Below are 20,378 nucleotides of genomic sequence, written 5' to 3' on the forward strand. Positions count from 1 at the left end.
GTAAAGTAGAAGAAGATTACAACTGTAAACATAAAAGGTTAATGGGTTTGCATAGCAAGCAAGGAGGAAGGAAACAATGATCGAAAAGAATTATGGAGTAAAAGGGATGACCTGTGCGTCTTGTTCCCAGACCGTCGAAAAAACTGTCAGCAAGCTGGCGGGGGTCGACCAAGCAGCTGTCAATTTGGCTACTGAAAAATTACATATTCGTTATGATGAGCAGCAGCTCACCGAAGAAACACTCGCTGCGGCCATCAAAGCAGCGGGCTATCAACTGATCGGCTCTCAAAGACAAGAGACCTTTGCCATCTCGGGCATGACCTGTGCGTCTTGTGCCCAAACAGTAGAAAAAGCTGTCCAAAAATTAGCGGGTGTGGAGCAAGCCTCCGTCAATCTGGCAACAGAAAAACTGACGGTCAGCTATCAACAAGATCAAGTGACCGCCGCGAAGATCGCAGCTGCCGTGAAAGAGGCGGGCTATGATGCACAGCTGCCGACCGCTTCTGCCGACAAGGCGGATTCAAAACAGGCAGAGATTCGTGCTTTATGGCAACGGTTTTGGCTTTCAGCGCTCTTTACGATCCCCTTGTTCTATTTGACGATGGGGGAAATGATCGGTTTGCCGATCCCTGGCTTTTTAGATCCGATGGCCTATCCAGTCAATTTCGTTACCACTCAATTGCTTTTGGTCTTACCGGTGATGGTCCTCGGTCGCGCCTTTTACATTGCTGGTTTCAAAGCGCTTTGGAAAGGCCATCCCAATATGGATTCCCTCGTCGCATTGGGAACCAGTGCTGCCTTCTTTTATAGTATTTATGGGACCGTGATGGTCTACCTGGGCACGACCCACTATGCGATGCACTTGTACTATGAAACGGCCGCCGTTATTTTGGCATTAGTTACTTTAGGAAAATACCTTGAGTCGGTCTCGAAGGGCAAAACCTCCGAAGCTATCAAGAAGTTGTTGGATCTCGCACCGAAAAAAGCCCGCGTGCTCCGCGGCAGCGGGAATCAAGCCGAAGAAGTCGAAGTGGGTATTGAAGAAGTCGCAGCTGGCGATATCTTAATCGTACGACCTGGTGAGAAGATTCCTGTGGATGGGATCGTTACCCAAGGCCGCTCTGCCATCGATGAATCAATGATTACTGGAGAAAGCTTACCTATCGAAAAACAAGTCGGTGATCGCGTGATCGGCGCCAGCATCAACAAAAACGGCTCCTTTCAATATGAAGCCACCAATGTGGGAGAAGATTCAACGTTAGCGCAAATCATTCAGTTAGTAGAAAATGCCCAAGGCTCCAAAGCGCCGATTGCTCGCATGGCTGACAAAGTTTCGGGTGTGTTTGTCCCGATCGTCATGGTCTTGGCGGTTTTTGCAGGACTTGCCTGGTTTTTCTTAGGACAAGAAACCTGGATCTTCTCATTGACCATTACGATCTCTGTATTAGTGATTGCCTGTCCGTGTGCCTTAGGATTAGCGACACCGACCGCCATCATGGTGGGTGCGGGCAAAGGGGCAGAAAATGGCGTCTTGATCAAAAGCGGCGATGCGTTAGAAACAGCTAGAAACGTGACGACGATCGTCTTTGATAAAACGGGCACGATCACAGAAGGCAAACCAGTCGTAACAGATCTCCTGCCTGCAGGCAATCACACGCCGACGGAATTGCTGCAGCTGGCGGCTTCTGTTGAAAAAGGCTCAGAACATCCATTAGGCGAAGCCATTGTGATCGAAGCCCGAACGCAAGCTCTCGCCCTACAAGAAGTTGACGGGTTTGAAGCGATCCCAGGGCATGGGATTCAAGGAACGATCGCTGGCAGTCCAGTCCTATTAGGCAACCAGAAATGGTTGGAAAAACAAAACGTTGCCATCGATGGCCTGATCGAGCAAGCCCAACAATTGGCTCACGAAGGGAAAACACCGATGTATGTTGCCAAAGACGGCGAAGCGATCGGGATCATCGCTGTGGCAGATACTATCAAAGAAAGCAGTCGAAAAGCCATTGAACGGTTGCATCAAATGGGCTTGTACGTAGCAATGATCACGGGCGACAATGCCCGAACGGCCCAAGCCATCGCCAAACAAGTCGGTATCGATGAAGTGATCAGTGACGTCTTGCCAGAAGATAAAGCCGCCAAAGTAGCTGGCCTGCAAGCCAAAGGCCAAAAGGTTGCGATGGTAGGTGACGGGATCAATGATGCGCCCGCGTTAGCCCAAGCCGATGTAGGGATCGCGATCGGCTCTGGTACCGATGTCGCCATCGAATCGGCAGACATCGTACTGATGCGCAGCGATCTAATGGACGTCCCATCCGCGATCGAGTTAAGTCGGGCAACAATCAAAAACATCAAAGAAAATCTTTTCTGGGCTTTTGCTTATAACGTCTTAGGCATCCCTGTTGCAATGGGTGTGCTGCATCTTTTCGGCGGCCCCTTGCTCAATCCAATGATCGCTGGGGCGGCCATGAGCTTCAGCTCGGTATCCGTTTTATTAAATGCCTTGCGGCTGAAACGATTCCAACCCTCAGCGAAAAAATAACCGAAGCAACGAATGCACCAACAAAAAGACCTGCCCACGGTTTCTGATGGAAGAAAACCGTGGGCAGGTCTTTTTAGTGCTGGACATCTAAATAAGAGTAGGCCCGCACGTCATAACGGTTGCGACTACGGGAAAATTCGATGGGTGAGCCATTTTTCTGATAGACGATCTGTTCGATCTCTAAGACCGGATCATCGGCTTTACAGTCCAAATACTGTTGATCGTACGCAGTACTTTTATCAGCGGCGATGGTGCGGTAGGCGCCAGCAAACTGGACCCCTAGTTCCTCTTTGACATAACGATAGATAGAACTTTCTAAATGGCCACGAGTTAAATTGGGCACCAAATGGACGGGCATATAGGTATATTCTAAAATAAACGGCTGGTCTTCAAGAATCCGCAAGCGGACAATACTATAGATCGGTTGTTCTTCCGTTAACATCAACTTTTCTTGGATCGTTTGGTCAGGAAATTCGACTTGAAAATCGATGACCTGACTGACTAGCTTGCGGTCAGCTTTGCCCATTTCCGTTGACAAGCCTTCATAGACCGTTAAAGCAGTGGTGTCTTTTTTTAAGAATGGGTGGTTCAATATTTTTGTTCCAGCGCCCCGCTGAGAATAAACCAGTCCTTCCATGGCTAAAATACCGATGGCTTTTTTGACGGTCATCCGGCTGACTCCGAATTCCTCGACTAAATCAGTTTGATTCGGCAGTAAGCTGTCAGGCGGATACGTTTTGTTTTTGATACGTGTGCGTAAAATATTGGCAATTTCTTGGTATTTTGGCATCTGATCACCTCGCAAGAAGTATAGCTGAAAAAAGCGGTTTCGACAATCAAACCTTGGTTTTTTTATAAAAAGAACGGCTGACTGAAAAAATTCAGCCAGCCGTTGCGCTTAATCGATTGATGGTTCTGCTTGACGATCTAACACACGTAAGAATGGATACCAGATCAAGCCGACGATCACCACGTCAATGACTTGCAGCAAACCACCTAACCAAGAGTTGGTTGCTAAGACACCACTGAAGACCACTGGAACGGTCCAAGGAACAGAAACACCAGTTGGTGCAGGAACAAGTCCAGCCGCCATCACTAAGTAGTTGAAGGTCGTTACCACAAGAGGTGCTACGACCCAAGGAATCAGGATCGTCGCATTCAAGACGATCGGCATACCGAAGATGGCTGGTTCGTTAACGTTAAAGATCCCTGGTGCTAAAGCCAAACGACCCACATCGCGGTATTGTTTTTTCTTCAATACGAAAGCCATCAAGATAACAACGGCTAACGTCATACCAGAACCGCCTAATCCAACAGTAAAGGTTTCCATAAATGGTTTTGTGACGATATGCGGCAGTGCATCCCCATTTTGATACGCTTCTAAGTTGTCTAACATCAATGTATTCCAAATCGGGTCCATCACAGAGTTGACGATGATTTGACCATGTAGACCGAAGAACCAAAGGAATTGAACAAAGAACAAAGCCAATAGAGTTGCTGGCAAGCTGCTGCCTAGTCCAGTCAATGGTTTTTGGATCAATTCATAAACCAGGTCATGCAAGTTGGCATTGAAGACACCCGTCATGATGGCATTGATCACTAAGAATACCGTTAAGGTGATAATTGCTGGAATCAAAGCTGCAAAAGATTTAGAAACTGCTGGTGGTACCCCATCAGGCATTTTGATCTGCCAGCCGCGTTTTGTGATGCGGCAATAGATTTCAGCTGCCAAAAATGCTGCGATCATCCCGATAAACATCCCTTTTGCGCCAAGACGATCAAGAGACAGCACACCGGAGATCGTTTCGCCAGATTCAGTAGTCATAAAGAAAGGAGTCAAGATCAAAAAGCTGGCAAACGAAACGGCACCACCAAAAATCCCTTCCACATCATATGATTTTGATAAATAATAGCCAATACCGAAAGTAACGAAAACAGTCATGATACTCATTGTTGCATTTTGCCCATTGCCAAACAGTGTTCCTAATGTTCCTTTAGTGGCATCACTGAAGAAGGGCAGGTTGTTTAAAACGACCACGATCGATCCAAACATAGTGATTGGGAACGAAAGCATAAACGCGTCCCGCAAGACGGTCAGGTAGCGATTTTGTCCTAAGGCATTCGCCAAGGGCAAAATCTTTTCAGATAACTTGTCCATAAAACCATTCATTATTATTTCACTCCTTAAATTTCTTTTTGCAATCGATTACATTGATAATGTATCATGTTTTATTTTAAATGTCTATACATTTATTTTAAAAAAGATTGATTTTTGTAACTGCTTCCTTTATGATTAGGGCAGCAAAGAAAAAATGAGGAGTGAATGAAGATGGATTATCAATTTCCAGCAGGCTTTTGGTGGGGGTCAGCCGCTAGTGGCCCACAAACAGAAGGTGTATTTGAAGGCGATGGCAAAGGGGCAAGCATCTGGGATTACTGGTATCAGCAAGAACCAGAGAAATTTTTCAATGAGGTAGGTCCTGAAAAAACCTCGCAAGTCTACACACGCTATCAAGAAGATATTCAACTAATGAAAGAAACCGGCCATACGACGTTTCGGACGTCGATCCAATGGAGTCGTCTCTTCCCGCAAGGCAAAGGAGAAGTCAATCAAAAAGCCGTTGATTTTTACAACGCCTACATTGATGAGTTGATCGCCAATGGGATCGAACCTTTCATGAACCTTTACCACTTCGATATGCCGATGGCGCTGCAAGAAAAAGGCGGCTGGTTGAACCGAGAGACCGTGGATGCCTATGTCGCATTTGCGCAAACCTGCTTTACATTATTTGGTGATCGTGTCAAGAAATGGTTCACTCATAATGAACCGATCGTCCCTGTTGAAGGCGGCTATCTTTACCAATTCCATTATCCGAATGAGATCAACATGAAACATGCAGTCCAAGTTGGGTTCCACGAAACGTTGGCGAGTGCTAAAGCCATCAAAGTCTATCATGAGATGAACCTTGATGGGGAGATCGGCATCATCTTGAACTTGACGCCAAGCTATCCAAGAGATGAGAACGATCCAGAGGATGTCAAAGCAGCGCAAATCGCGGATGCCTTCTTTAATCGTTCTTTCTTAGACCCTGCGGTCAAAGGCACGTTCCCAGAAGAATTAGTGACTATCGTCAAGGAATTGGATATGGTACCAGCGATGGAAGCCGATGATTTACAAACGATTCGCGAAAATACGATCGACTTGTTGGGGATCAATTATTATCAACCTCGTCGTATCATGAAGAAAGAATCACCGATCGATGAAGCGAAAAGTCCAATGCCTGATGATTACTTTGATAACTATGATATGCCGAACAAGAAAATGAACCCGTATCGTGGATGGGAAATCTATGAAAAAGGGATCTATGATATTTTGACGAACACGCGAGAAAACTATGGCAATATCAAGTGCTACATTTCTGAAAATGGCATGGGTGTCGAAGGAGAAGAACGTTTCGTCAATGCTGATGGCGTGATCGAAGATGATTACCGCATCGAATTTGTCTCTGACCACTTGAAGTACGTCCACCAAGCGATCCAAGAAGGAACCAATTGTGTTGGCTATCATATGTGGACCTGCATGGACAACTGGTCATGGACCAATGCTTACAAGAACCGTTACGGATTTATCTCCGTTGACTTAGCAAATGATGCTAAACGAACGGTGAAAAAATCAGGTCGTTGGTTTAAAGAAGTTTCAGATAATAACGGCTTTTAATAACAATGAAAAAAGCAATGCTGTAGGAATCAGCATTGCTTTTTTGTGTAAAATCGCGGATTTTTTCTGGCTGATTTCAAAGGGGGTATTCTACTAAAAAACCACCTGTTTTTGCAAATGATAAGCTGGGTTAAATAAAAGCACAGTTTTGATAAAGAAAAGACTAGACATGGAAACGTTCTCGTGGTATTCTTTAGTAGAAATCGGTTTCATTATTTTGTTAGGGTTTGAAAGGAGAAAAAACAATGGATAAATTTATTGGATTTATGGAGAAGCACTTTATTCCGATCGCTTCTAAAATAGGCTCTCAAAGACATCTAGTGGCCATTCGTGACGGATTTATCGTAACGATGCCGTTGATGATCTTAGGCTCTTTTGGGGTATTGATCAACAACTTACCAATCCCTGCCTATATTGATTTTATGAATGGCATTTTTGGTGAAGGAACATGGCAAGCCTTTGGGAACAACTTGTCAGCAGGTACTTTTTCAATACTTGGTCTGTTAATCGCTTTCACAGTAGCGTATAATTTAGCTAAAAGCTACAATCAAGACGCATTAGGTGCTGGGGCGATCTCAGTTGCAAGTTTCTTCGCATTAGGTGCAATGGCGACAGGCCCAGATGGTTTGTTAACAGCTGCCGGACTTGGTTCTCAAGGATTATTTTTAGCATTAATCGTATCGATCATTTCTACTGAGATCTTCCGTCGTCTAGCTGGCAACCCACGCTTAGTCATTAACATGCCTGATGGCGTACCACCAGCAGTATCACGTTCATTTGCTGCGTTATTCCCAGCAATGATCACCGTATCGATCTTTGCTTTGTTTACAGCAATTTTCCAAGCATTTGGTGTGACAAGTATCGTATTGTCCTTCTATGAATTGGTGCAACAACCATTCATGGGCTTGGCAAACTCTTACCCAGCTGCTTTGCTATTAGGTTTTATCTCTGCATTCTTATGGTTCTTTGGTTTACATGGTGCCAACATCATCGACCCGTTCATGCAAACGATCAATGTGCCTGCGATCGAAGCAAACGCACGAGCATTAGAAGCAGGAACAGATTTGCCTTATATCGTGAACAAACCATTCTTTGATTCTTTCGTGAACATCGGCGGAACAGGTGCGACACTAGGTCTTTTGATTGCGATCTTTTTAGTTGCTCGTCATCATAAAGCGTATATGACTGTCGCAAAACTATCCGTTGCACCAGGTGTGTTTATGATCAATGAACCAGTGATGTTTGGGTTGCCAGTTGTCTTAAACCCAATCTTGTTCATCCCATATGTGTTGACCCCACTTGTTTTAGTAACGACTGCTTATTTTGCAACCGCAACTGGCTTAGTTCCTGCAAGTACCGTCATCGCACCATGGACGACGCCACCAATCATCGGCGGTATTTTGTCGACACAAAGTATTGCTGGCGGAATTTTGGCAGCTGTTAACTTGATCTTGTCAATCGTTATCTACTTGCCGTTCGTGAAAATGGCGCAAATTCAAGAAACACGCCGTTTAAAAAATGCGTAATGTCTGATCGAGTCGATTAGAAACAAGCGCCAAACGTAATAGACCTTATCCGGCCGCGATCAGAGTGCAATACCCCTTATCACACTGCTTCATTGGAAGGTGCAGTGGTGTGATGACACTCTTTTCGTTTGGCCGGTTCTTTTCTCGTTTTTCAATCAATACAATACAACACACGTTTTGGAGGTGGCAAAATGCCCAAATATATGGAGATCGCAGATGTTCTGCGTAAAAGAATCAAGGACGGAACTTATCCGAAAGACAGTCTTTTACCTTATCAAACAGAGTTAGTGAAAGAGTTTGGCGTCAGCCGAATGACGATTAAAAATGCGGTGAACATCCTGATTATGGAAGGCTTGCTGCTGACAAAGCGCGGCTTAGGGACCAAAGTTTTGAATCATTCCTTTTGGGGCAAAGATACCTCATCGGTGACAGAATACAAAGGCCTGAGCTATCAGATGAAACAAGAAAAACGGACGTTGACTAGCCAAGTCATCACCTTTGAAGTCTGTTTTCCTACAACAAGAATTCAAGAGATGCTTCAGATCACTGCCGAACAACCAATCTATCATGTGATCCGTTTGCGGATCTTAGAAGGCAATCCATACATACTCGAGCATTCCTATATGCCGTTGGATCTAGTCAGCGGTTTGACGAAAGAGATTTTGGAAGAATCCGTCTATGACTACCTGCTGCAAGATTTAGGCTACAAATTTGCTGGTGCTTATCGGACCTTTCAGGCTGCCAAAAGCGATGAATACGATCAAACCTATTTAGCGTGCCAAGCAGATGATCCAGTATTGGAATTAGAACAGATCATCTATTTAGAATCGGGACGTCCAGTGGACTATTCCTGCAGCCGCAATCGGTATGATGTTCGTGGCTATTCCATGTTAGACATGAAGCCTGATCTGTTGCAGCACCGCAAAAAGTAACGGCTTACAAAATGCTTCTTCAACGAAAAAACGCTTCATAGCTACTGTTGGCTATGGAGCGTTTTTGTTTTGACTTAAGAAGTGGGTTGATTTTGATCGCCTAGTTTGGCTAAGATAGTTTCCGCAACGGCTTTGGGGATGCCAGCTTGCTGGATCTCTTCCACGGAAGCTGCTTGGATGTTTTTTAACGACTTGAAGGTTTTCATCAGCTGTTGCTTGCGTTTTGGTCCTAAGCCAGGAATTTCATCCAGTTTGGAAGAAAAGCTGTTTTTACTGCGCAGTTGGCGATGGAAGGTGATCGCAAAACGATGGACCTCATCTTGGATCCGTTGGAGCAAAAAGAATTCTACAGAATTGCGTTCCAGTTGGATCGGATCTAAAAATTCCCCGAAAATCAACTCGCTGGTTTTGTGTTTGTTGTTCTTCACTAAACCGGCAACGGGAATATCTAAACCTAGCTGGTTATGCAGCACTTCTTGGGCAGCACCGACTTGGGCTTTCCCACCATCGATGATGATCAGATCAGGAAAAGGCAGGTTTTCTTTTAGGACACGAGAGTATCGGCGGTAGATGACTTCTTGCATAGAGCCATAATCGTCGCCGCCTTGTGCGGTACGGATCTTATATTTCCGATAATCATCTTTAAACGGCTTCCCGTCGACAAAAACCACCATTGCAGAAACCGGGTCGGTCCCCATGATGTGGGAGTTATCGAAGGCTTCGATCCGATAAGGTGTCGCAATCCCCATGGCTTCGCCTAGACGATCCACTGCACCGATCGTCCGTTCTTCGGTACGCTCGATCAACGCAAATTTTTGTGCCAAGGCAATGCGGGCATTTTTATTGGCCAAATCGACCAATTTCTTTTTGTCGCCTCGTTGGGGCTGCAGGACTTTGGTTTCCAGCAGCGCTTCTAATGGGGCGGCATCGACATTTTGCGGAACAAAGACTTCTTTGGGAATGAAGTGTTCATTCTTTTGGTAAAACTGGCCGACGAAGGTCAAGAAATCTTCATCCGCTTCATTGTAGAAAGGAAACAAAGAGACTTCTCGTTCGATCAGCTTTCCTTGACGGATAAAGAAGACTTGGACACACATCCAGCCTTTGTCGACACTGTAGCCAAAGACATCACGGTCCATCAGATCTGTCAGAGTCATTTTTTGTCGCGTCATGACGGTATCGATTGCTTGGATCTGATCCCGCAGCTCAGCCGCTCGTTCAAACTCTAACGTTTCAATAGCTTCGCCCATCTTCTCTTTCAGGTCTTTCAAAATATCGACGTGACCGCCGTGGAAAAAGTGTTTGACTTGATCAACGATCTTCTGATAATCCTTGGGATCTACATTGTTGACATAAGGACAGACGCATTGACCCAAATGATAATAAAGACAAGGCCGCTTTTGAGAAGGACCGCATTTTCGTAAAGGAAAGAGGCGATCCAGCACCCGTTTGGTTTCATTGGCTGCTCGTGCATCAGGATAGGGGCCAAAATATAAAGCCCCGTCTTTTAAAACTTTACGAGTGATGATCAGACGCGGATAGCGCTCTTTGGTTACTTTAATAAAAGGATACGACTTGTCGTCCTTTAGCATGATATTGTATTTCGGTTTGTTCTTTTGAATCAAATTGATTTCCAGCAATAAGGCTTCCGTATTTGATTCGGTAACGACGTACTCAAAATCATTGATTTCTTGAACGAGCCGTTCGGTTTTCGTATCGTGACTGCCGGTAAAGTACGAACGGACACGATTTTTTAAAATTTTGGCTTTCCCAACATAGATGATTTTGTTATTTTTATCTTTCATTAAATAACAACCGGGTTGGTCAGGAAGCAGCGCTAATTTGTTCTTGATTTGTTCGTTCATTTCAAGATCCTTTCTTACTGGTTTGCTCACGAACTGCAAAAGTAGTCAAAGGGCGGTCTAAGATCCACCGAAAAGGGGAACATTAGAGCCCATAGCCAGTACTCTTCATTTTAGCACAAATTTCTTAAGAAACAATCAAACGGACCAGATCGGCAGCGAGGAAGCGTAATCGTAAGAAAAGGTTAAGAAATCCCACGAGGCGGTGGTTTCCTCCCTTAAAAACAAGTGAATTTATTTGCTTTCTGCTTGCAAGGAATCCTCTTGCGACCACTCCTGAATGAAGGTCCGCAATCCCTCGATGGCTGGTTCTGTGACGGCTTTGCGCTGGATGAGGTAAAATTGCCGCTCAAAATTTTTATCCAGCAGTTGATAGCCAATGCCGTGGGCGGCTCGCTTGGAAAGGATCGAACAGCCGAAGCCTTGTTTCAGTAAAGCGACGATCAATTCATTGCTGGCGATCTCAATGATCGGTCCTTGAATATTTTGTTCCTCTAGATAGCGCTTAGTGTAATAGTAGACACCAGAACTCGCTTCTCGGACGAGCCAAGGACCGACTTGGGGATCACCAGCTAAGACGAGCTGATCTTTCAAAATCGGGAAACGCAAAATACTTGGTGCAGATAAGGGTTTTTCAATGATCCCTAAATCTAGTTGATGTTGCTCAAGCGCTGTTAAGACTTCAGCGGAGTTCATCATCGATACCCGAAAACGCACCGTGGGAAAGGCGTTGTATAAAGCAATCATCAAGTCAGGCATCAAGGCCATCGCATAGGTATGAGAGATGCCTAGGGCACAGTGGCTTTGATGCTGCGTGTTGGTATGGATCTCGCTGGCGATCGTCGACCACTCATCCAATAAATTCAGTGCCTTTTCGTAAAGGTACTCTGCTTGGGGCGTGGCGATCACGTTTTTGCGACCATTGCGTAAAAAAAGCGGTGTATCCAGGTCTTGTTCCAACTGCTTGATCTGAGCAGAAACCGTGGGCTGCGAAATAAACAGCAATTCGGCAGCTTTCGAAAAATTTTTCGTTTCATAGACCATCTTGAAGGTCTCCAGTAATTTTAACATTGCAATCCCTTCCATTAGAAAATTCAATCATAACTATTATACCAATAAATCCTACTGATCGGTCAATCTGTGTATAATGGATGTTATATGAAAGGATGAAAGCAATGAAGCAACGACAAACAGCTTTGATACTTCCCGGTTTGTTCCTATCCTTTTCGGTAGCCGTCATCGCCCGAATCATGGCTTTGGCTGTGCCAAAATTAGGGGGAGCAACCCTTGCTATTTTATTAGGAATCATTTTAGGAAATACACTGTTCAAGAAAGAACGCTATCAAGTCGGAACGAAGGTTGCGGAAAGTCGGCTCTTGGAATATTCGGTGGTTTTGCTGGGCTTTACCGTCACTTTCCAGACCATCAGTGAAATGGGCCTTCGGGGCTTTCTCTTTATATTGCTGATGATGAGTTTGGTCATTACCGCTGCTTATTTGATAGGGAAAAAAATGGGCTTTAATCAAAAGATGAGCCTGATGATGGCAGGCGGCAACGCTGTCTGCGGGTCCTCTGCGATTGCGGCGATCGCACCAGCCATTGATGCCGATGATGAAGAAAAAGGGCAGATCATCACCTTGGTCAATCTTTTAGGAACAGTGATGATGCTGACGCTGCCGTTTTTAGGCTTGGCCTTATACGGCGATGATCTGTTGCAAAAAAGCGCCTTACTTGGTGGCACGCTGCAATCCGTCGGACAAGTCGTGGCGGGGGCTAGTTTGATTGATGCCGACACCGTCAAATACGCGATGCTCTTTAAAATCGCGCGCATCATCATGTTGGCAGTCGTCGTCATTGTTTTTGAACGAATGACGACAAAGACCCCCACCAAAACCAAAGCCAAAGGCAAGCTGCGGCTGCCGATCCCTTGGTATGTGTTGGGCTTCTTGACCATCTGTATCTTGAACAGCTTCTTGCCGCTGCCTAGCTGGTTGAATGAGGGCGCTCATTTTATCAGTACGTGGTTTGAAACGACGGCGTTGGCAGCCATCGGTTTGCGCCTGGATTTCCGCAAGTTTTTAAAAGAAGGCCCGCGCTTTTTATTCTATGGTCTTTCCGTTGGCGCCGTCCAAACCGTGGGTGCTGTTGCATTGATTTGGTTGCTGCGGCTCTAGTGTTTTCACATAAAAGCGATCCATCGTGGTATGCTGTGCCGCCAATAGTGGCTGGGACAATGCGCGATAGCCGGCTTTTTGATAGACATGCAAGGCAGCTTCTAAAGAATGATGGGATTCTAAATAGAGTTGCCGATAGCCTAGTTCAAAAGCTTTGGCCTCGATCTTCGCCAGCAGGGGATAGCTGAGGCGCTGCCCTTTGGCGGCATCACTGAGATAAAATTTTTGCAGCTCGGCGATTTGCCCTTCTGAATCATAAGTGGCAAGACCACCGCCGCCTAAAAGGATACCCGATTCATCGGTGACGACAAAATAATGGCGGCTAGCAGGATCTGCTGCATAAAATTCACTTAAGTGGTCTAACTCGGGATCAAAATAGGCAGTTCCTGGAACCGCCAACTGGTGGTCGGTCAAGCTTTTGCGAATGATAGCAGCTAATGGCGCATCATCTTGAGATTGGATCGGACGAAATATCGGCTTCATGCAGTTCCTCCTTAACGTAAAAGTAAATGAATAGCTATAGTGTACCACAAGCATCGAGGTAGTGTTTAGTGATGATAAGAAAAGCCATCCTCGCAATGGCGCACCTCTTTAATAAAAAAAACGCCCCTCGTTGCCAGGCTCCTAATGTAAAAAGGAGGATGGCGAAACGAGGGGGCGGTTTTTGTGTTAGTCATGGAAGCAGTAATTAGAGCGTTTCACCATTAGAGGCGATTACTTGCTGGTACCACGCAAAGGAATCTTTTTTCAAACGATTCAAGGTTCCTTTGCCGGTATTGTCTTTGTCGACATAGATCATGCCATAGCGTTTCTCCATTTCGCCGCTGCCGAAGCTGACGATATCAATGATCCCCCAAGGCGTATAACCTAATAGCGGTACACCATCTTCAACCACCGCTTTTTCCATCTGTTCGATATGCTCTTTCAGGTAAGTGATGCGGTAATCATCATGGACTTGCTGTTCATCGGTTAATTGATCGTAAGCACCAAAGCCATTTTCTACGATAAATAGCGGCAAGTCATAGCGTTGATAGATCGTATTTAACACATAGCGCAACCCGACTGGATCGATAGGCCAGCCCCAATCAGAAGCACTGATATAAGGATTACTCACGATTTTTGCTCCCGGGATATCCTCAGTTGGTGTGCCAGCCACTTCATCAAGGGTTGAGATCGTTCCTGACATGTAATAGCTGAACCCAATATAATCAACGGTTCCTGCTTTTAATAGCGCTTGTTCCTCGGGCGTGATCTCAATCGTGATGCCTTTTTTTGCCCAATATTTTTGCACATAGGTTGGGATCTTGCCTCGTACGTGGACGTCGCTGTAAAAATAGCGCCGTTCATTGGCTTTGACGGATGCCATCAAATCAGCTGGCGCACAAGAGTAGGGGTAGACCGGGACATAGGCCATCATACAACCAATCTGAAACTCTGGATTGATTTTTTTGCCTTCGATCACGGCTGCCGCGCTGGCAATCAACTCATTGACGCCCGCTTGAAAGACGAGTGCTTCTTTTTGACTGTCATCCTCGATGATCATGGCAGAATTGGTCCAAACGTGCAGCGGCTCTTGCCCATCTGCTTGATTATTGATCTCATTGAAAGTCATCCAATACGTCACTTTGTCATGATACCGTTGAAAAACAGTCTTAGCGAATTTGACAAAGAGGGGAATCACTTCTTTGTTAGCAAACCCACCAAATTCTTCATAGAGGGCATAAGGCATTTCAAAGTGAGACAAAGTGATGACGGGTTCGATGCCATTTGCCTGCAATTCGTCGAAAAGATCATCGTAGTATTGGAGACCGGCTTCATTTGGTTCTTCTTCTGTTCCAGTTGGATAGATCCGGCTCCAAGAAATCGATGTCCGTAGACATTTCAAGCCCAGTTCTTTGAATAACTGGATATCTTCTTTGTAACGGTGATAAAAGTCAATGGCTTCATGGTTCGGGTAATATTCCCCTTCAATGACTCCTTTGGTGATTTTACGGGGAATACCGTTGCCACCGGCCGTCATGACATCGGCGGTACTCATTCCACGGCCAGCAACATTCCAAGCGCCTTCCGCTTGATGGGCAGCGATCGCGCCGCCCCATAAAAAATCTTTCGGCATTTTTGCGGACATAAATTTCATTCCTCCTCGACTCATTCGTTTGCTTATAATTCTACTTTCTGGGAACGGTTAGAGGCGATCACGAAAGGCAAATAGATCAAGACCGAAATCGCAAGACAAACGACACCGACAACCGCAGCGATCGCATTTCCTCCAGTTCCTAAAAAGAGATTAATGATTCCTGGGGTCGTCCATGGTACCCCAATCGCTGGGGTCGGCATGATCGGCCAGACAACAGTGACAAAATAACCCACCAAAATATTGACCATTGGTGTCAAAATAAACGGAATGATCATGATTGGATTCAAGACGATCGGTAGACCGAAGATCATCGGTTCATTGATTTGGAAAATTCCTGGAACTAAGGACATCTTAGCGATCTCACGTTGTTCTGGACGTTTTGAAGCGATGAAGATCGCAATGATCAAGCCCAATGTCATACCAGTTCCGCCCATATTTGCGAACATATCATTTAAAACGCCCCAGGTTTCTTTGTAAGGAACGTCCCACAAGGAGCCGCCCTGGTTGATAAAGTCTAGGTTAGCTAGATCTTGTTCGGTAAAAATCGCTGAACGAACCGCATTCAATGTGTTTGGTCCATGGATCCCGATCGCAAACAACGTGGTTTGCAAGAATGCCAAGATCAAGACACCGACGACATTGCCCCCCAGATCCCGCAATGGACTTTGGATCCCGTTGTAAATCAGTTCATTGATGCCTTCTGGTGCAATCATTAAAACTAAGAAATTGATCAAAGCAGTGACTGCCACGATGATCACGATCGGAATCATACCAGAAAAGGAACGAGAAACTGCTGGTGGTACCATTTCAGGCATTTTGATCTGCAATCGTTTGACCTTGAAAAGCTTCGGCAAGAATTCACCGACCAAACAAGCCACGATCATAGCTACAAACAACCCTTGGGCGCCTAAATATTGTGTGGAGATCACATTGACATCATCTACTGCAAAGGAGGTCGGGTACAAGATCATAAAGGCAGCGACACTTGTCAAACCAACTAGCGTAGCATCTGCTTGGAAATGCTTGGCTAAAAGTTGGGCAACAAGAAACGCAATGAATAAACTCATGATGTTGATGGTCCCGTTCGCCACGGAAGCTAGAACTTGCTGGGCGCTTTCCAGATTAGGAAAAAGCCGATTCAGTTGAAATAATTGCACGATGAAACTTTCATTGGAAAATAAAATATTGTTGACCAAAATAACGAGAGAAGAAGCGATGGTCAGTGGGAAAATCAGCATGAATGCATCCCGGATCGCTGCTACGTGGCGTTGATTGTTCAACTTTGTTGCGATTGGTACCAACGAGCGGTCTAACAGGTCATTGAATTTTTGCATAATAATAACACCTTTCATTAATTGATGCCATCATTATAGCGAATGAAAACGACTAAAAGTAAGCGGATACGGATTCCGTACATATCTCTCAAGAAATGAAAAAAATTCCGCAGATGGAACACAGTGTTACAAAAAAAGATGGTTCAGTAAACTGAACCATCAAGAATGGGTACGATAATCTTGCAAATAGCCGATCAGCGTTTCTAAAATCGCTACTGAAGGCAGTTGACTAGTCAAATCAAGAAAGATGTCTTTGCGTTCCTCTTTGATCGCATACTCGATCGAATAATCGCACAGGCGTGCCAACGTACTTTCCCGATTTGGGGTAATGCAGTACTTCTGCACGATCGCCTGATTGTCTAAACCGGTAATGACTTCGATCAGTTCTTTGGTTTCACCAGAGACACTCAAAAAAACCAAAACATTCTTTTGATCTTTTCGTAAAAAGCTTTTGATCGGGTAGGTCAGCTCATCAATGCTGATGCTAAAGTAACCGAGGCTGGCTAGTTTGCGGGCAACGTATTGCGCGATCGCACCAGATGCCCCCATCCCCATAAATAAGATCAAATCGGCATCCCGCATCGCTTCGGCGAGTTTTCGTATTTGGTATTCCGCATCAGGGTGGAAGATCTGCATATTCAAGCCTTTGATGCGCGCTTCTAAACCTAAGTGTTCAGGGTGCGCATCAAAATGGGCTTTTTCTAAATGATTTTTGATATAGAAGCGAAATTCTGGAAACGACTGAAAGCCGACTTTTTGAATAAAACGAAAGACCGAAGTCGAAGAGACATGAGCATCATCGGCAATGTCGCGCACACGCATATACGGGATCTTTTCTAAGTGATTGACGATAAAACGGTAGATTTCTTGTTCTACCGCAGAGAGCTTGTTCAAGTTTAATTGTTCAAAAAGCGCCATGCTGGTTCCTCGCTGTCCTAGATAATCAATTTACACCAGTATAGCATATCCGAACTTTTAACGGTGCAGCTGTTGATGGATCTGATAGACTGCGCCGATCAAGCCGGCGTCGTTTTTCAGCTTCGCTGGACGCACAGGTGCGATGGTTTGTCCGCGCAAATAATTGATCGCTTCATGCCGTGTTTCCGTGATCGTCAAGCGAGCCTGCAGTCGTTCCCAGAAATAAGGATTGGCACTGATGCCGCCGCCGATCAATACCAATTCTGGGTCAAAGCAGCTGATCAAATTGATCAGCCCTACAGACAGATCCGTCAGAAATTGGTCCGTCAGCTTCAGCGCCAACGCTTCGCCTTGCTGTGCGCGGTCAAAAATTTCTTTGGCGTCTTGGGTGGGTTCAAAGCCAGGAACTGCTGCCCCCGCTAAATTGTAGAGGCGAATCAAGCCGCCTACGACGGCAGTTTTTTTATTGATGGAACTTTCCTCGATATTGCCTTCTTCTGGCAGCTGATCGATCACCATCCAGCCAAATTCACCCGCCATGCCATGAGCACCTCGGTAAACTTGATTATTGATCACGATCCCACCGCCTACACCAGTGCCTAGGACAAGACACAAATAGTTGGCAGCCTCTTGCGCATTGCCGATCCATTTTTCAGCGATCGCTGCTGCATTGGCATCATTTTCCACCGCCACAGGCAACCCTGTACGCGCTTCCAAGACTGCTTTGAAATTTTCGCCATATAACGATTTGATGGCGCCCGCCGTTAACATAAAGCCGTCTTTTTGAACGATCCCCGGGGCGCTGATCCCAATGCCATCAATCGTGTGGCGGTTCTGGGCATCTTCGATGATCGTGAGTAGATCCTGATAAAACTGGGCTGGTTCATAGCTAGTAGGGATCGCTGATTTTTCAAGGATCACTCCGCTTTCATCTAAAACACCATATTTAATACTTGTTCCGCCAATATCAAATCCTACGTACATTCTTCTTCCTCACCTTCTAAAACATTGTTGCCTTAAGTGTACCATCTGGCAGGAGGAATTTTTTTCTTTTTTTAGCTAATTTTTGCCTGCCGTTTCCGCTGCATCCAAATAAAACAAAATGTCACTTTTGCCTTCCTGATTGGTTCCTTTGTACACTTCCGTATCCAGACCTCCGATACGAAAGCCTGCTCGCAAGTAGAACAGACAGGCAGAAGGATTGTTGTCCTGTGCTTGCGTGTAGATGCCGCGATAACCTCTGGCAAGGGCCGCTTTCAGTGCCTGGTGGATCAGTAGTTGACCGACTCCTTGCTTACGGTAGTCTGTGTTGACCTTTAAGTCATAGAGGTACAGATACTTGAAAAAAGCGTCTTGAACAATCGCTAAGCCGATGCATTTTCCATCATCATAAGCACCGATAAACAGACTGTTTCGGCTCATTTCGTCATAGGAATAATTTTCATCTGGGAAACACATCGTCTGAATGTCTTCGGATGCAAATTTACAGATCGTGTACTGCCAGCTGCCCTCATTATAAGATGGCAGCATTTTCCCCCATAAGGAGAAGGGTTCGTTTTTTAAGCGAATGTCAGCTTGATGTTTTTGATCGATCAGTTTGATTTCTAGCATGGGGCACCTCGATTTTCTATAGATTCTCTTAGTTATTAGTGACTGGATAAGCACCATTGTTTTTTTCTAGTTTCCTACGATCTGTTGAACTCGATGCATTTGCGTCATCACAATAATGGATTTTTATTGGTCATCTCATGGTATTCTTCACGAGAAGACCATCGAATGTTTTTGGCTTCCTAAAAAACGCGGATCAATGCGCAACATTCTATTCAAAATCATTAACATCTAATTCTTTGATTTGGTTAGTATTTTTTCTTTCATAGGTCATTGGAGCGCGACATGAAATAGGGTTTAATGGTGTTGTTAGCGTTATCATAAAAAGGAGGATGTAACATGAATGGATTTACAGAACGAATAGAGAAAATCGTTTCCCCCGCTGCTTCTTGGCTAAACAACAACAAAGTGATCCAAGCCATCTCAAAAGGGTTAATGATGTCTATGCCTATCATCATGGTAGGCGCAATTGCTTCGATTTTTCAAAATTTTCCCTTGGCAGCGTATCAATCTTTTCTTTCCGATTCTTACTTTGGTCAATTATTGACAACGATCGTCAATGTGACCACGAATATGTTAGCGGTTTATGTGGTGGCAGCGATCAGTTATACCTATTGTAAAATTTTAGGAAATTCTGATGGATTTATTTGTTCCTTATTAGCTTTGATGAACTTTTTCTTATTGACACCCATGATCGTTATTGGTGAAGGATTTGCTGCAGCAACGAATCTACCGATTGAATGGTTAGGGGCAAAGGGACTGTTTACGGCAATGCTCGTTGCCATTTTGACAACCAGATTATTTGATCTCAGTGTCAAGAAAAATTGGACGATCAGACTGCCTGAGTCAGTACCTCCCTTTGTATCAAAAGCATTTGCAGCTATTGTTCCTGGTTTTTTGATGGTGATTCTTTTTGGATTGATTGCATTTCTATTTTCATTGACACCATACAATGATGTCCATCATACCATTTATTCACTGATTCAAGAACCACTAGGCAATATCGGAAATAATGTTTGGACAGCGGCGCTTATTTATTTTCTCTCTGGTTTGTGTTGGTTCTTTGGTATCCATGGGATTGCAGTGATTGGGGTAGTGATGCCAATCTGGATCGCAGCCGATGCAGCGAATATTTCTGCGCTGGCTGCAGGAGAGGCAGCGCCTAATATTATTACCTTCTCATGGATCAACATTGTTTCTTCACCAGGAGGCGGGGGCGCAACGATTGGGTTAATTGTATTAGCGACCTTTTTCAGCAAAAGTCAGCGTTATCGATCCATGGGAAAGATTGCGTTTGTCCCCTCTTTATTTAATATAAACGAGCCAGTCATTTTTGGTTTTCCAATGGTATTGAATGGCTTGATGGCGATTCCGTTTATTTTTACCCCGGTAATCAATATTTTGTTAGGTTATGCCCTAACAGTCATGGAGATTCTCCCACCGTCAAACGGTGCTGGTTCCATGGGGATGCCTATTTTCTTAAATGCACTTCTTAATGGCGGTTGGCGTCTATTGGCCTTTCAGATCGTAGCGACCCTGTTATCGATTGCGATCTATTATCCGTTCTTTAGAATATTGGATCAAAAAGAATACCAACTAGAAAATTCCGATCCAAAATAGTTCATAAGAT

At 44.9% G+C, this 20,378-nt stretch carries 16 protein-coding genes; 6 read left to right on the forward strand and 10 right to left on the reverse strand.

What is annotated here, in order from left to right; all coding sequences use genetic code 11:
- Positions 1-76 precede the first annotated feature (76 nt).
- A complete protein-coding gene (locus IGJ44_RS00745) occupies positions 77-2,539 on the forward strand; it encodes a heavy metal translocating P-type ATPase (protein WP_167826592.1) in 2,463 nt (820 codons plus the stop codon).
- A gap of 73 nt (positions 2,540-2,612) precedes the next feature.
- On the opposite strand, the gene IGJ44_RS00750 is transcribed toward IGJ44_RS00745, so the two are convergent.
- Both IGJ44_RS00750 and celB read right to left on the reverse strand, forming a co-directional pair.
- Positions 2,613-3,329 carry a GntR family transcriptional regulator gene (locus tag IGJ44_RS00750; RefSeq protein WP_167826593.1) on the reverse strand — a complete coding sequence of 239 codons (717 nt, stop codon included), beginning with the start codon at positions 3,327-3,329 and terminating at the stop codon, positions 2,613-2,615.
- Between the two features lie 108 nt (positions 3,330-3,437).
- A complete protein-coding gene (celB, locus tag IGJ44_RS00755) occupies positions 3,438-4,709 on the reverse strand; it encodes a PTS cellobiose transporter subunit IIC (RefSeq protein WP_005226670.1) in 1,272 nt (423 codons plus the stop codon).
- A gap of 159 nt (positions 4,710-4,868) precedes the next feature.
- Here celB and IGJ44_RS00760 point away from each other — a divergent pair, with 159 nt between their 5' ends.
- The 3 genes from IGJ44_RS00760 (at position 4,869) to IGJ44_RS00770 (ending at position 8,715) form a co-directional block, all read left to right on the forward strand.
- Entirely contained in the window at positions 4,869-6,257 is a 1,389-nt protein-coding gene (locus IGJ44_RS00760) for a glycoside hydrolase family 1 protein (protein ID WP_015508750.1), read from the forward strand.
- Positions 6,258-6,502: 245 nt separating this feature from the next.
- Positions 6,503-7,783 carry a PTS sugar transporter subunit IIC gene (locus IGJ44_RS00765; RefSeq protein WP_005232725.1) on the forward strand — a complete coding sequence of 427 codons (1,281 nt, stop codon included), beginning with the start codon at positions 6,503-6,505 and terminating at the stop codon, positions 7,781-7,783.
- 191 nt (positions 7,784-7,974) lie between these two features.
- On the forward strand, positions 7,975-8,715 hold the full coding sequence (locus IGJ44_RS00770) for a GntR family transcriptional regulator (RefSeq protein WP_167826594.1): 741 nt from the start codon (positions 7,975-7,977) through the stop codon (positions 8,713-8,715).
- 74 nt (positions 8,716-8,789) lie between these two features.
- Here the strand turns inward: IGJ44_RS00770 and uvrC are convergent, their stop codons facing one another.
- Together uvrC and IGJ44_RS00780 are read right to left on the reverse strand one after the other, a co-directional pair.
- Entirely contained in the window at positions 8,790-10,580 is a 1,791-nt protein-coding gene (gene uvrC, locus IGJ44_RS00775) for an excinuclease ABC subunit UvrC (protein ID WP_015508751.1), read from the reverse strand.
- 231 nt (positions 10,581-10,811) lie between these two features.
- Positions 10,812-11,663: a LysR family transcriptional regulator gene (locus IGJ44_RS00780; protein ID WP_142965130.1), complete on the reverse strand. Its 852-nt coding sequence runs from the start codon at positions 11,661-11,663 to the stop codon at positions 10,812-10,814.
- 65 nt (positions 11,664-11,728) lie between these two features.
- Here IGJ44_RS00780 and IGJ44_RS00785 point away from each other — a divergent pair, with 65 nt between their 5' ends.
- The gene (locus tag IGJ44_RS00785; protein ID WP_167826595.1) at positions 11,729-12,751 is read left to right on the forward strand and encodes a YeiH family protein; all 1,023 of its coding nucleotides are present in this window, start codon (positions 11,729-11,731) and stop codon (positions 12,749-12,751) included.
- On the opposite strand, the gene IGJ44_RS00790 is transcribed toward IGJ44_RS00785, so the two are convergent.
- The 6 genes from IGJ44_RS00790 to IGJ44_RS00815 all read right to left on the reverse strand — a co-directional run bounded on the left by IGJ44_RS00790 (position 12,677) and on the right by IGJ44_RS00815 (position 18,751).
- Complete coding sequence (locus IGJ44_RS00790; protein WP_074535621.1) at positions 12,677-13,234, reverse strand: GNAT family N-acetyltransferase; 558 nt, start codon at positions 13,232-13,234, stop codon at positions 12,677-12,679. The two genes, IGJ44_RS00785 and IGJ44_RS00790, sit on opposite strands and share 75 nt — an antisense overlap.
- Before the next feature lie 205 nt (positions 13,235-13,439).
- Complete coding sequence (locus IGJ44_RS00795; RefSeq protein ID WP_008376521.1) at positions 13,440-14,879, reverse strand: 6-phospho-beta-glucosidase; 1,440 nt, start codon at positions 14,877-14,879, stop codon at positions 13,440-13,442.
- Between the two features lie 32 nt (positions 14,880-14,911).
- Entirely contained in the window at positions 14,912-16,222 is a 1,311-nt protein-coding gene (locus IGJ44_RS00800) for a PTS sugar transporter subunit IIC (RefSeq protein ID WP_008376519.1), read from the reverse strand.
- Between the two features lie 159 nt (positions 16,223-16,381).
- Positions 16,382-17,140 (reverse strand): MurR/RpiR family transcriptional regulator, encoded by a 759-nt coding sequence (locus tag IGJ44_RS00805; RefSeq protein ID WP_010748570.1) that lies wholly within the window; start codon positions 17,138-17,140, stop codon positions 16,382-16,384.
- Positions 17,141-17,197: 57 nt separating this feature from the next.
- Positions 17,198-18,124 (reverse strand): ROK family protein, encoded by a 927-nt coding sequence (locus tag IGJ44_RS00810; protein ID WP_074535622.1) that lies wholly within the window; start codon positions 18,122-18,124, stop codon positions 17,198-17,200.
- Positions 18,125-18,199: 75 nt separating this feature from the next.
- Positions 18,200-18,751 carry a GNAT family N-acetyltransferase gene (locus IGJ44_RS00815; RefSeq protein WP_167826597.1) on the reverse strand — a complete coding sequence of 184 codons (552 nt, stop codon included), beginning with the start codon at positions 18,749-18,751 and terminating at the stop codon, positions 18,200-18,202.
- Positions 18,752-19,087: 336 nt separating this feature from the next.
- On the opposite strand from IGJ44_RS00815, the gene IGJ44_RS00820 reads away from it, so the two are divergent.
- Entirely contained in the window at positions 19,088-20,368 is a 1,281-nt protein-coding gene (locus IGJ44_RS00820) for a PTS sugar transporter subunit IIC (protein ID WP_430606032.1), read from the forward strand.
- Positions 20,369-20,378 lie beyond the last annotated feature (10 nt).

Origin of the sequence: Enterococcus sp. DIV1368d, from assembly GCF_050542975.1 — a bacterium.
GTDB classification, from domain to species: Bacteria; Bacillota; Bacilli; order Lactobacillales; family Enterococcaceae; genus Enterococcus_D; species Enterococcus_D casseliflavus.

Excerpts from the sequence above, each read along its gene's own strand:
- IGJ44_RS00745 (WP_167826592.1), top strand. The coding sequence starts at position 77 with ATGATCGAAAAGAATTATGGAGTAAAAGGGATGACCTGTGCGTCTTGT.
- IGJ44_RS00750 (WP_167826593.1), bottom strand. The coding sequence starts at position 3,329 with ATGCCAAAATACCAAGAAATTGCCAATATTTTACGCACACGTATCAAA.
- celB (WP_005226670.1), bottom strand. The coding sequence starts at position 4,709 with ATGAATGGTTTTATGGACAAGTTATCTGAAAAGATTTTGCCCTTGGCG.
- IGJ44_RS00760 (WP_015508750.1), top strand. The coding sequence starts at position 4,869 with ATGGATTATCAATTTCCAGCAGGCTTTTGGTGGGGGTCAGCCGCTAGT.
- IGJ44_RS00765 (WP_005232725.1), top strand. The coding sequence starts at position 6,503 with ATGGATAAATTTATTGGATTTATGGAGAAGCACTTTATTCCGATCGCT.
- IGJ44_RS00770 (WP_167826594.1), top strand. The coding sequence starts at position 7,975 with ATGCCCAAATATATGGAGATCGCAGATGTTCTGCGTAAAAGAATCAAG.
- uvrC (WP_015508751.1), bottom strand. The coding sequence starts at position 10,580 with ATGAACGAACAAATCAAGAACAAATTAGCGCTGCTTCCTGACCAACCC.
- IGJ44_RS00780 (WP_142965130.1), bottom strand. The coding sequence starts at position 11,663 with ATGGAAGGGATTGCAATGTTAAAATTACTGGAGACCTTCAAGATGGTC.
- IGJ44_RS00785 (WP_167826595.1), top strand. The coding sequence starts at position 11,729 with ATGTTATATGAAAGGATGAAAGCAATGAAGCAACGACAAACAGCTTTG.
- IGJ44_RS00790 (WP_074535621.1), bottom strand. The coding sequence starts at position 13,234 with ATGAAGCCGATATTTCGTCCGATCCAATCTCAAGATGATGCGCCATTA.
- IGJ44_RS00795 (WP_008376521.1), bottom strand. The coding sequence starts at position 14,879 with ATGTCCGCAAAAATGCCGAAAGATTTTTTATGGGGCGGCGCGATCGCT.
- IGJ44_RS00800 (WP_008376519.1), bottom strand. The coding sequence starts at position 16,222 with ATGCAAAAATTCAATGACCTGTTAGACCGCTCGTTGGTACCAATCGCA.
- IGJ44_RS00805 (WP_010748570.1), bottom strand. The coding sequence starts at position 17,140 with ATGGCGCTTTTTGAACAATTAAACTTGAACAAGCTCTCTGCGGTAGAA.
- IGJ44_RS00810 (WP_074535622.1), bottom strand. The coding sequence starts at position 18,124 with ATGTACGTAGGATTTGATATTGGCGGAACAAGTATTAAATATGGTGTT.
- IGJ44_RS00815 (WP_167826597.1), bottom strand. The coding sequence starts at position 18,751 with ATGCTAGAAATCAAACTGATCGATCAAAAACATCAAGCTGACATTCGC.
- IGJ44_RS00820 (WP_430606032.1), top strand. The coding sequence starts at position 19,088 with ATGAATGGATTTACAGAACGAATAGAGAAAATCGTTTCCCCCGCTGCT.